Origin of the sequence: Nocardia sp. NPDC127606, from assembly GCF_042671725.1 — a bacterium.
Lineage (GTDB): Bacteria > Actinomycetota > Actinomycetes > Mycobacteriales > Mycobacteriaceae > Nocardia.
In genome coordinates, this window is the sequence record NZ_JBHXWQ010000011.1 from 145,946 (window position 1) to 157,149 (window position 11,204).

Here is an 11,204-nt window from a genome sequence, read left to right on the forward strand (position 1 = left end):
GGTTCCACCACCCCTTATTTTTTTATCTGGCGGCCCCCCTGGCCAATCGGGTACCCCCGCCGCGACGCGGCTTTTTTATTTTTCCGGCGGGGTGCGGGGGGGGGGGGGGGGGGGCTCCCCCCCCCCCCCCACCGCTGCACACGTCATCGGAACTACTTGACCTGGTACATCCAGATCTGGATGTTGGCCAGCTCGCCGGTCTCGCCCCACTTGTACTGGCGGGCGACACCGGTGCCGTCGTAGTTGCGGACGTAGTCGACCAGCTCGGCGCGGGTGACCTTACCGGCATCGATCCCCTTGAGCAGGATCGTGGTCAGGTCGTAGCCCTCGACGGAGTAGACGCCGGGGGCCTGGCCGTTGAGCGCCTTGTAATCGGCGGCGAACTTCTCCGGCGCCGGGCTGCACGGGCACGACAGCAGCGCGTCCTTGGACGAGGAACCGGCCTGACGGACGAACTCGGGATCGTTGCTGCCGTCGGCGGAAACGAAGGCCGCGGTCACGCCGCCGGAACGCAGCTGCTGCACGAACGGCGCCGCCTCCGCGTAGTACCCGGCGTAGAAGATGGCGTCGGGCTTGGCCGCGGACAGCTTGGAAACCGCTGCCGAGAAGTCCTTGTCACCTTCCTTGACGCTCGTCCCGCAGGAGGCGTCGGCCGCGGGACCCGCGGCGGTGATGAACGCCTGCGCCAGACCGGCACCGTAGTCGGTGTTGTCCTGCACGACGCAGATCTTCTTGAAGCCCTTCTCGCCGGTCAGGTAGTTCGCGACCGCCGGGCCCTGCGAGTTGTCGTTACCCAGGCCGCGGAAGAAGGTCTTCCAGCCGTTCTGGGTCAGCGTGGGGTTCGTGGCCGACGCCGTCAGCGTGGGCATGCCTGCCTCGCTGAGGATTTGGCCGGTCGCCTTGGTCTCGCCCGAGAAGGTCGGGCCGACCAGCGCCACGATGTTCGGGTCGGCGACGATCGTCGGGACCACCTGGCTGGCGATCTGCGGCTTGCCCTCGGTGTCGAACTGCTTCACCGAGACCTGACAGTCCGGGTTGGCCTTGTTGTGCTTGTCGAGCGCCAGCTTCACGCCCATGATGATGTTGATGCCGAGGGCGGCGTTGCCGCCGGTCAGCGGGCCCGCCATGCCGAGGGTCAGGGGCGCGCACTTGGCCTTGCCGTCGCCTGCGGGGTCCGCGGCCGCACCGGCGTCGGTTGTCGCGACAGCCTTGCCCTGGGTATCGAGCTGAACGACCGACTGGATGGAGAGATCGGTGTTGCCGCCACCGCCGCCATCCGACGACTTGTCACTGCATCCGGACAACACCAACGACGCGGCAGCTCCGATTACCAGAACTCCCCGCGTCGACCGACTGCGCCATGTCGAACTGAGCACGTCTCACCTCTATGTCCTGTGCTCCCCGGGTTCACCGAGGGGGCCGACCACGTTCAGCCCGCAGAGAACATATCGCCGCTTTGTTAGATCCGCATCACATTCGCATCATGTCGGACGCCTCTTGTCCAGCAATAGTTCACATTATTGTTTCGCTTACGTAAACATTTTCTGCTTTCGGCCCGCGCGGCGGTAAGAGCCGAACCGCGTCACTGCGGGGTGAGGTTCTCCAGCACGACTTCGGCGACCGCCTTCATGGTCGTGCGGCGATCCATCGCGGTGCGCTGAATCCATTTGAACGCCTGCGGCTCCGAGAGACCCTGAGTCTGCATGAGCACACCCTTGGCCCGCTCGACCAGTTTGCGCGTCTCCAAACGGTCCGAGAGATTCGCGACTTCTGTTTCCAACGCGGTGATCTCGTGAAAACGACTGGCCGCCAGTTCGATCGCGGGGACCAGATCGGACTTGGTGAACGGCTTCACCAGATAGGCCATCGCGCCGGCGTCACGCGCGCGCTCGACCAGATCACGCTGACTGAAAGCGGTCAGGATCACCACGGGCGCAACACGTTTCGACGCGATCTCGGCGGCGGCGTCGATGCCGTCACGGCGCGGCATCTTCACGTCCATGATGACCAGATCGGGGCGAAGTTCCTCGGCGAGCTCGACGGCCTGCTGACCGTCGCCCGCTTCGCCGACGACGTCGTAGCCCTCTTCCTTGAGCATCTCGACGAGGTCCATCCGGATCAAGGCCTCATCCTCGGCGACGACGACCCGCTTGGCCGCGGCCTCACGCGTGGCGCCGGCTGCATTCGTGCTCATAGGTTCGACCCCTCTGGATTCCGATGCCTGTCGATCACACCACGACTGGCGATGTAAAGAGTACCTTTTGCTTCCGCGCAGAGAATGCGCCTGCGATGAGATCGCGCACACCCTGCGCCGGATACTCCCCCGCGGAGCGCGGCTACTTGCGCCGCGCTTCCGCCGTGGTGCCGAGTGTGGGACTCGAACCCACACGTCCTTCCGGACAACGGTTTTTGAGACCGTCGCGTCTGCCAGTTCCGCCAACCCGGCGCACCGCGGTCACTATAGCGTCTCGGCGCGCCGGGAAGCGAACCGCCGGTCGAACCGGACGTCCACCTCCCCCGTAGTACCTCGAAAGAGCACCGTGAAAGGGGCTGCGATCATGCGCGTGCACAGAACTACGGTCGACCTGGATGCCTACCCCGACCTGGTGATGATCCTGCTCGGCATGCGGGTACGCACCCCACGCGGCGTGCTGCGGCTGCTCGGCGTGGGCCCGAAGTTGTATCGCTCACATGTCGACCGGCCCGACGGTTTGCTGCTGCATGAGGACATCGTGTGGTCGATGTTTCCGCCGCATTGGGGCGCCCGGCAGTACTGGCGCGATCTGGATTCGCTCGAGCGCTGGACGCGATCGCAACCGCACCGGCAGTGGTGGGGCGAATTCCTGCGCGATTCCGGCGGCACCGGTTTCTGGCACGAGGCCTACTTCCGCCGCGGCGGCATCGACGCGGTCTACGACGACATGTCGACATCGACGGGACTGGCGGCGTTCGCGCCGGTCGTCCCCGCGCGCGGGCCGATGTTCTCCACCAGGGGCCGCGTGCACGGCACCCCACCGGCCGTGCCGCCGGTTATTTCCGAATCGAATTTTTATGACCCGAAAGAGTGATCACCGACACATATCACTGCGAGGTTTCCTTCCCCTATCTCGCGGGTATCACGGTCACACACAACAGATTTGCGCATCGTGAATGATGTACGGCGTTCAACCGAAAGGTGAATAAGTAGTACCGCGCTTGTGATGGTTACAATTCCTGCCTACTCCGTGACAATCGACCCGATTACGGTGTCGGTATGCACGTGCTCTTCGTCTGCAACTCCAATGTCTGCCGGTCGGTGATCGCCGAACGGCTCACCCGGGCGTTCGCGACGGAGCACGGTCTACCCGGCCTCACCGCGGAGAGCGCGGGCACCAGGGCCCTGGTCGGCTTCCCGCCCGATCCGATGGCCGTCGAGACCATCCTGGGCCTCGGCGGGGACACCACCGGCTTCAAGGCCCGAAAGCTCAAGCCCGAGATGGTCGATCGCGCCGATCTGGTGCTGACGATGACAGATTCCTTACGCGACCAGGTCGGCGAACTGGCCTTCGGTATCGCCCCGCGCACCTTCACCCTCGCCGAGGCCCATCGCATCGCCAAGGTCACCGGTGCGAAATCCATTGCCGCACTGCACCACGCGCGCAACAACCTGGCCTATGTGGGCCGCGAGAACATCGCCGACCCGATCGGCCTGTCGCCCGCGGCGTTCCTCGAGGTCGGCGACCGCATCGCCGAATTGCTGTTCCCCGTGCTGGGCGCGCTCGCCCCCCACGAGCAGACGAAACTCTCCGGCGACACCGATCGCCCCGGCCTCGTGATAGCTCCCGGTGGACCCGGCGGCCCACTGTCGGCATTCCTCGCCGCGCAGCGCAGGCGCTGAGCTAGGGCTGTTCGCCACGGCGCGCAGGGATTAGACTTCGGCGCGGACGTGGGTGGTTACCCCTTGCAGGTTCGACACACGACGGGACTACAGACTTGCCGAAACGCATTTCGGATGTTTCGCTCCATGTGTATGTGACGCCGGAGATCCTCGACCGCATCGTCGCCAGTGTCCGGACGGTCCTCGACGACCACGTACACGAGCGCGACGTCTACGCCTGGCGGTTCACCATGCCCGTCGACGCGAGCGATCCGGTGCATCACGAACTCGAATCACAGTGGCGCGGTAGCTATCCCGGCCTCGAGCCGAGCGCGGAGAGCACCTATGAGATCGCGCTGAGCCTGGTCGGCGATCCGGCCGATCTCACCGACGCCGACATCGCCGACCTCGAGCGCGGGCTGGCGCTGGCCGTGTACGGCGCGGCCCCACCGCACCACACGCACGGTGTGCCCTTCACGTTGCGCGCCCATCAGCGCACCGACGTCGTCGCACCCGAACTCGACCACGAACTGCGTTGAGCTGTCCGGCCGGGTGAGCCCTCAGCGCGGCCCCGCCGCGGCGCTCAGCGGGCCGGGAAGTGCCGGATGACGCCTTCCTGCACAGTGGTGGCGATCAATTCGCCTGTGCGCGAATAGAACCGGCCCGTCGCCAGACCACGCGAACCGGCCGCGACCGGCGACTCGGTGGAGTAGAGCACCCAGTCGTCGAACCGGAACGGGCGATGGAACCACATCGAGTGATTCACCGTCGCCGCGAGAATCCGGTCCAGCCCCCACGACAAACCGTGCGTGGTGATGATCGAATCGAGCACGGTGGTGTCGGAGGAATAGCCCAGCGCGGCCACGTGCAGCAGTTGATCATCCGGCAACGCGCCGTCGGTGCGCATCCAGACCCGGTTGTGGTTGAGCTTCTCGCCGGTGCCCTTGAGAATCCACGACGGATCGTTGGTGTAGCGCATATCGATCGGGTGCGGCGCCTTGATGAACATCTCCAGCTTGTCCTCGAAGCCGACGAAGCTCTCCTCCACCCGGGGCAGCGTTTCGGGATCCGGCACGTCCGGGCCCTCGTGCGCGTGCTCGAGGCCCTTGCCCCAGTCCTGGAACGCGGCCAGCATGACGAACAGCTCCTGGCCGTCCTGGCTGGCGGTCACCGTCCGGTTGGCGAGCGCGCGGCCGTCGCGGTGGCGCTGCACGTGGTATTCGATCGGCTTCTTCACATCGCCGCCGCGCACGAAATGCGCGTTGATCGCGTGCAGCGGCCGATCCCCCGCCGTGCGTCCGGCGGCGATGATCGCCTGCGACACCAGCTGCCCGCCGAAGGTCCGGCTCCACACCTTCTCGGGGTGGTTGCCCAAGAAGGTGTCCTCGCCGATCGACTCGAGATCGAGCAGGTCGAGCAACACCCGCAGATCGGGTGTCGGCTCGCCCTGCGTGGTCTCGATATCGATCGAACTGCTCACTATCAGTGGTCCTCTTCGCCGATGCGGTGCACGTGGATCAGGTTGGTGGAACCGACGGTACCCGGAGGGGAACCGGCGACGATGACCACCAGGTCACCCTTGCGATAACGCTCCAGCGACAATAGCGCCTGATCCACCTGGTGGATCATCGCGTCGGTGGTGTCCACCATGGGCACGATGAACGTTTCGGTGCCCCAGGTCAGCGTGAGCTGGCTGCGGACCTCCGGCATCGGGGTGAACGCCAGCAGCGGCAGCGGGGTGTGCAGGCGGGCCAGGCGGCGCACCGTGTCACCGGACTGGGTGAACGCCACGAGCGCCTTGGCGTTGAGCCGCTCGCCGATGTCGCGGGCGGCGTAGGAGATCACGCCGCGCTTGGTGCGCGGCACGTGGGTCAGGGGTGGCACCCGCGACGTCTCGGACTCGACCGCGGTGACGATGCGGGCCATGGTCCGCACCGCGTCGATCGGCCACGCGCCGACCGAGGTCTCTCCCGACAGCATCACCGCGTCGGCGCCGTCGAGCACCGCGTTGGCGACGTCGGAGGCTTCCGCGCGGGTCGGCCGGGAGTTCTCGATCATCGATTCGAGCATCTGGGTGGCGACGATGACCGGCTTGGCGTTCTCGCGCGCCATCTGGATCGCGCGCTTCTGCACCAGCGGCACCTGCTCAAGGGGCAGCTCGACGCCGAGGTCACCGCGGGCGACCATCACCGCGTCGAAGGCGAGCACGATCGCCTCGAGGTTCTCGATCGCCTCCGGCTTCTCCAGCTTGGCGATCACCGGGACACGACGGCCGACGCGGTCCATGATGTCGTGGACGAGTTCGATGTCGGACGGCGAGCGCACGAACGACAGTGCGATGAAGTCGACGCCCAGCTCCAGGGCGAATTCCAGGTCGGCGATGTCCTTTTCGGACAGGGCGGGCACCGACACGTTCATGCCGGGCAGCGACAGACCCTTGTTGTTGCTGACGGGGCCGCCCTCGGTCACCCGGCAGACGACGTCGTTGCCCTCGACCGATTCCACCGTGAGGCCGACCTTGCCGTCGTCGACGAGCAGCCGGTCACCGGCCTTGGCATCCTGGGCGAGCTCTTTGTACGTGGTCGAGACGCGGTCGTGGGTGCCGTCGACCTCGTCGACGGTGATCCGCACCTGCTCGCCGTTGGCCCACACGGTCTTGCCGTCGGCGAAGCGGCCGAGGCGGATCTTGGGGCCCTGGAGATCGGCGAGGATGCCGACCGCGCGGCCGGTCTCGTCCGAGGCCGCGCGAACCATCTTGTAGTTGTCGGCGTGGTCGGCGTGGTCGCCGTGGCTGAAGTTCAGCCGGGCTACATCCATGCCACTTTCGACGAGTTCACGAATACGATCCTGGGTGGCAGTGGCCGGGCCCAAGGTGCACACAATCTTCGTCCGTCGCATCACGGCCCCTAGCCTAGTACTCGGGCAGCGCCGAGTCTTTTCGCCTGCCGAGTTGCACGCCGAGTTCGACTCGTGTTCACGAAAACGCTTGCTACCGAACGGCAACGTGGCGCGACAGCCGCGTCTCGAGACGGCTCTGGCCGAAGCCGAGAATCAGGCAGATGACCCAGTAGTAGATCGCCGCGACGCCGTAGAGGGCGAAGAAGTCGAAGGTGGGCGCGGCGGCCAGCTGGGCGGTGCGCAGCAATTCGGTGACCAGGATGGTCGAGGCCAGCGAAGTGTCCTTGACCAGGGAGATCAGCGTGTTCGACAGCGGCGGCACCGCGATCCGCGCGGCTTGCGGGAACACGACGTACCAGAGCGTCTGGACATAGGTCATGCCCAGCGATTCCGCCGCCTCCCACTGCCCGTGCGCCACGCTCATGATCGACGAGCGCACCACCTCCGCGGCGTACCCGCCGACATTGAGACTGAACGCGATCACCGCGGCCGGGAAGGGATCGATGACGATCCCGAACTGCGGCAGCGCGTAGAACACGATGAACAGCTGCACCAGCAGCGGAGTGCCGCGGATGATCGAGATGTAGAAGCGGGCGGGCACCGACATCACCCGCCGCGTCGACATCCTGGCCAGCGCGACACCCACCGCGATGGCGAGGCCGAGAACGAAACTGATCGCGGTCAACGGCAACGTCATCGTGACCGTGGCCTTCAGCATCGGCACCAGGTTGTGCCGGATCAGCTCCCAGGTAGCCGGATCCATCCGTTATCTGCTGACGTCGGTGCCGAAGTACTTCTCCGACAGACGGGCCAGGGTGCCGTCGGCACGCAGCTCGGCGAGCGCCTTGTCGACGTCGGCGATCAGCGCGGTGTCGTCCTTGCGGGCGGCGAAGGCCTGCTTGCTGGTCTCGCCGGTCCGCGCCGCGATCTTGATGCCGGTGTCACCGGTCTTCTTGGTGTACTCCCCGACCGCGAGGGTGTCGTTGACGGTGGCGTCGACCCGACCGGCCTTCAGCAGCTGCACCGCCTGCACGAACCCTTCCACCGCTTCGACCTTCGCGCCGGCGCCCGAGGCGACCTTGCTCCAGTTGCTGGTGGCCGACTGCGCGGTGGTCTTGCCCGCCAGGCTCGCCAGCGAGGTGATGGTGGTGTTGTCGGACTTGGTGACGATCACGCCCTCGGAGGTCGTATACGGCTGCGACAGCGCGTACTTGGCCGTGCGCTCGGGGTTCACGGTGACCTGGTTGGCGACCAGATCGAAGCGCTTGGACTCGAGACCGGCGAAGATCGAGTCCCACGGGGTCTGCACGAATTCCACCTTCTTGCCGAGCTTCTCGCCGACCGCGCGCGCGACCTCGACGTCGTAGCCGGTGAGCGTGCCGCCCTCCTGGTAGCTGAACGGCGCGTAGGTGCCTTCCGTACCGATCTTCAGCACATTCGGGTCGGACGCGGACGAGCAGGCCGACAGGCCCGTCGCGGCGACGACAGCGAGTACGGCGGCGGCAATGAATTTGCGCACGGACATCCCTTTCTCCGCTGCGCGTAGGGGGCACGCGCAGGCCAAGCGACGCTACGGCGCCGCCACAGACCGACACAGAGTATCGCTCACCGTGATCGGAATACCGGCGGGGAAACACGAAACGGGCGCCCCGCCGTAGCAGAGCACCCGTTCATCCCCGTGTGGGCAGGATCAGTCGCGCAGCGGGCGACCCTGCGGGTCGGGCACCTTGCCGGTGAGCATCATGATGCCGTCGATCAGCGGCCAGATGGCGCCGAGACCACAGGTCAGCCAGGTCACCGCGATCTGGGCGATGCCGAGACCGGTGTAACCGAGGTAGAAGCGACCGACGCCGAAGCTGCCGAGGAAGATCTGCAGCAGACCGGCCATCAGCTTCTGCTTGTCCGAGAACGGCACACCGTACATGTCCCGGCCGTAGGGGGCTTCCGGGTCGTTCGGGTTGTAGCCCTGCGGCATGGCCCCGTACGGCGCGGCGCCGTAGCCCGGCTGCGGCTGCTGGGCGTACGGGTCGGCGGGCTGACCGTACTGCGGCTGCGGCGCACCGTACTGCGGCTGACCGTAGCCGGGCTGCTGCGGCTGCTGGGCATACGGATCGGAGGGCTGACCGTAGGCCGGCTGACCGTACTGCGGCTGCGAACCGGAGTCGGGCTGCTTGCTCAGGTCAGGGCCGTACTGTGGATTGGGGTTGTAGGGGTCGGTCACTCATGTCCTCCATCATTCGTGCGGGTACCCGTCGTGGCCCCCGGCCAGTGGCGATCGGCCGAACGGCGGTGCGCCCGCGACGATCACGGGTCATTGTTGCCGGTCCTGCCCACTGTTGTCTTGTCGGGTGCCACCCGATCCGCTCTCGCCATACATCAGGAATATCGCGGCGGGCGCCCGCGATGTTGCCGGGCGCCCGCCGATTCCACGAAAACTGTCGCGGATCAGGACTTCTTCGCGTCGCTGACCCTCTTCGCGTCATCAGCGTCGACGGAATCGGACACGTCGTCCGAATCGACCGAATCCTGGTCCACCGCAGTGGAATCCACCTTCTTCGTGACGTCGACGGTCTCGGTCTCGGACTCGGATTCCGTCGTCGCCACGGCGCCGGCCGCACCGGCGGCCCGCAGCGCGGAGAACTGCCACGGCCAGGGACGCGGCTCACCGTCGGGCTGCAACTGTGCCGGCGTCTCGCGGCCCTTGGTCGCCAAGGCGAAGTAGGCCATGGCGCCGAGGAAGACGAGTGCGGCGGTGAAGGAGTTGATCCTGATGCCGAGGATGTGGGTGGCTTCGTCGCTGCGCAGCAACTCGACGAAGAACCGGCCGAAGCTGTAGCCCGCGACGTAGAGCGCGAACAGGCGCCCGTGGCCGATCTTGTAGCGCTTGTCGAGCAGCACCAGGCCGATGACGACCAGGACGTTCCAGACGAGCTCGTACAGGAATGTCGGCTGCACGACCTCGAGCACCCGCCCGGTCGACACCCCGTTCATCATGTCGCGCGCGCCGGTCTCCGGGTCGAACCGCTCGTAGATCTCCAGACCCCATGGGACCTCGGTGGCGCGCCCGTACAGCTCCTGGTTGAAGTAGTTGCCGAGCCGGCCGATGGCCTGGGCGAGCAGCACCGCGGGCGCGACGGCGTCGCCGAGCGCGGGCAGCGGGATCTTGTACATCCGGCAGCCGATCCAGGCACCGATGGCACCGAAGAACACCGCACCCCAGATGCCGAGGCCGCCCTGCCAGATGTAGAGCGCCTCGACGGGATGCTTGCCCTCGCCGAAGTACTTCTGCCAGTCGGTGGCCACGTGATAGATCCGGCCGCCGACCAGGCCGAACGGCACCGCGAACATCGCGACATCGAGCACGGCGCCCGGCTGACCACCGCGCTCGCGCCACCGGCGTTCGCCCCACCAGATGGCGACGACGATGCCGAGAATGATGAACAGTGCGTACGCCCGCAGCGGGAAGGGTCCGAGGTGCCAGACCCCCTGGGGCGGACTCGGAATATAGGCCAGGACTGAGTTCACCCGGCCCACGTTAGTGGAGAGGCTTACGGGCGTGTTGCCGCGACCCGGACGGCGGACGACGGGCCGGTGACGAGCGATGGGCCCGGCCGCTGATCAGCGGCCGGGCCCATCGTGCGAACTGTCAGGAGCGAACGGTCGCCGAGCGCACGCCCTCGGCCAGTTCCGCCGTCAGTGCGCGGACCGCGTCGAGGCCCTCGGGTACGGCCGAGACCAGCGCCGAACCGACGATGACGCCGTCGGCGTACGCGGCGATCTCGGCGGCCTGCGCGCCCGAGCGCACGCCGAGGCCGACGCCGATCGGGATGTCGGAGTGCGCGCGGATGCGCGAGCACAGCGCGGGTGCGGCCGAGGAGACCGCGTCGCGCGCACCGGTGACGCCCATGGTCGAGGCCGCGTAGATGAAGCCACGCGAGGCCTCGAGGGTCTTGACCAGACGCTCTTCGGTCGAGGACGGTGCGACCAGGAAGATGCGATCGAGGTTGTGGGTGGACGAGGCGACGAACCAGTCGTCGGCCTCGTCGGGAATCAGGTTCGGGGTGATCATCCCGGCGCCACCGGCCGCGGCCAGATCGCGGGCGAAGGTGTCGACGCCGTACTTGAGCACCGGGTTCCAGTAGCTCATCACCACGGCCTGACCACCGGCGTCGGCGATGGCCTCGACGACGGAGAACACGTCGCGCACGCGCACCCCACTGCGCAGCGCCTGCTCGGCGGCGGCCTGGATGACCGGGCCGTCCATCACCGGATCGGAGTAGGCCACGCCCACTTCGACGATGTCGCAACCGGCTTCGACCAGGGCGCGGCAGGCGGCGATGGATCCGGCGAGGTCGGGAAAGCCCGCGGGCAGGTAGCCGATCAGGGCGGCCCGACCCTCGCTACGCGCGGCGGCGAAGGTGTTCGCGAGACGGGACTGCTGACTCACGGC

12 protein-coding genes and 1 tRNA gene are annotated in these 11,204 nt (G+C 66.9%); 3 read left to right on the plus strand and 10 right to left on the minus strand.

Features of this window, described 5'->3' with window-relative positions; all coding sequences use genetic code 11:
• Positions 1 to 152: 152 nt before the first annotated feature.
• The 3 genes from ACFVJ5_RS33000 to ACFVJ5_RS33010 form a co-directional block, all read right to left on the minus strand.
• On the minus strand, positions 153 to 1,310 hold the full coding sequence (locus ACFVJ5_RS33000) for a branched-chain amino acid ABC transporter substrate-binding protein (protein ID WP_379226250.1): 1,158 nt from the start codon (positions 1,308 to 1,310) through the stop codon (positions 153 to 155).
• 272 nt (positions 1,311 to 1,582) lie between these two features.
• Positions 1,583 to 2,194: an ANTAR domain-containing response regulator gene (locus ACFVJ5_RS33005; protein ID WP_056824610.1), complete on the minus strand. Its 612-nt coding sequence runs from the start codon at positions 2,192 to 2,194 to the stop codon at positions 1,583 to 1,585.
• A 165-nt stretch (positions 2,195 to 2,359) separates the two neighbouring features.
• Positions 2,360 to 2,446 (minus strand) — tRNA-Leu (locus tag ACFVJ5_RS33010).
• Between the two features lie 112 nt (positions 2,447 to 2,558).
• Between ACFVJ5_RS33010 and ACFVJ5_RS33015 the strand changes: the two genes are divergently transcribed.
• From ACFVJ5_RS33015 to ACFVJ5_RS33025, 3 genes are all read left to right on the plus strand, one after another.
• A complete protein-coding gene (locus tag ACFVJ5_RS33015) occupies positions 2,559 to 3,068 on the plus strand; it encodes a monooxygenase family protein (protein ID WP_379226252.1) in 510 nt (169 codons plus the stop codon).
• A gap of 185 nt (positions 3,069 to 3,253) precedes the next feature.
• Positions 3,254 to 3,877, plus strand: a complete 624-nt coding sequence (locus ACFVJ5_RS33020; protein WP_379226254.1) for a low molecular weight phosphatase family protein — start codon at positions 3,254 to 3,256, stop codon at positions 3,875 to 3,877.
• A 134-nt stretch (positions 3,878 to 4,011) separates the two neighbouring features.
• Positions 4,012 to 4,395, plus strand: a complete 384-nt coding sequence (locus tag ACFVJ5_RS33025) for a hypothetical protein (protein ID WP_379226256.1) — start codon at positions 4,012 to 4,014, stop codon at positions 4,393 to 4,395.
• A gap of 44 nt (positions 4,396 to 4,439) precedes the next feature.
• Here the strand turns inward: ACFVJ5_RS33025 and ACFVJ5_RS33030 are convergent, their stop codons facing one another.
• From ACFVJ5_RS33030 to trpA, 7 genes are all read right to left on the minus strand, one after another.
• Entirely contained in the window at positions 4,440 to 5,336 is an 897-nt protein-coding gene (locus tag ACFVJ5_RS33030) for an acyl-CoA thioesterase (protein WP_379226258.1), read from the minus strand.
• A gap of 2 nt (positions 5,337 to 5,338) precedes the next feature.
• On the minus strand, positions 5,339 to 6,757 hold the full coding sequence (gene pyk, locus ACFVJ5_RS33035; protein ID WP_357221334.1) for a pyruvate kinase: 1,419 nt from the start codon (positions 6,755 to 6,757) through the stop codon (positions 5,339 to 5,341).
• A gap of 88 nt (positions 6,758 to 6,845) precedes the next feature.
• Positions 6,846 to 7,517: an amino acid ABC transporter permease gene (locus tag ACFVJ5_RS33040; protein WP_379226261.1), complete on the minus strand. Its 672-nt coding sequence runs from the start codon at positions 7,515 to 7,517 to the stop codon at positions 6,846 to 6,848.
• Positions 7,518 to 7,520: 3 nt separating this feature from the next.
• On the minus strand, positions 7,521 to 8,273 hold the full coding sequence (locus ACFVJ5_RS33045; protein WP_379226408.1) for an amino acid ABC transporter substrate-binding protein: 753 nt from the start codon (positions 8,271 to 8,273) through the stop codon (positions 7,521 to 7,523).
• A gap of 171 nt (positions 8,274 to 8,444) precedes the next feature.
• Positions 8,445 to 8,975: an NINE protein gene (locus tag ACFVJ5_RS33050; protein WP_379226263.1), complete on the minus strand. Its 531-nt coding sequence runs from the start codon at positions 8,973 to 8,975 to the stop codon at positions 8,445 to 8,447.
• Positions 8,976 to 9,199: 224 nt separating this feature from the next.
• A complete protein-coding gene (gene lgt / locus ACFVJ5_RS33055) occupies positions 9,200 to 10,279 on the minus strand; it encodes a prolipoprotein diacylglyceryl transferase (RefSeq protein WP_379226265.1) in 1,080 nt (359 codons plus the stop codon).
• 121 nt (positions 10,280 to 10,400) lie between these two features.
• A complete protein-coding gene (gene trpA, locus ACFVJ5_RS33060; protein WP_379226267.1) occupies positions 10,401 to 11,201 on the minus strand; it encodes a tryptophan synthase subunit alpha in 801 nt (266 codons plus the stop codon).
• Between the last annotated feature and the right edge of the window lie 3 nt (positions 11,202 to 11,204).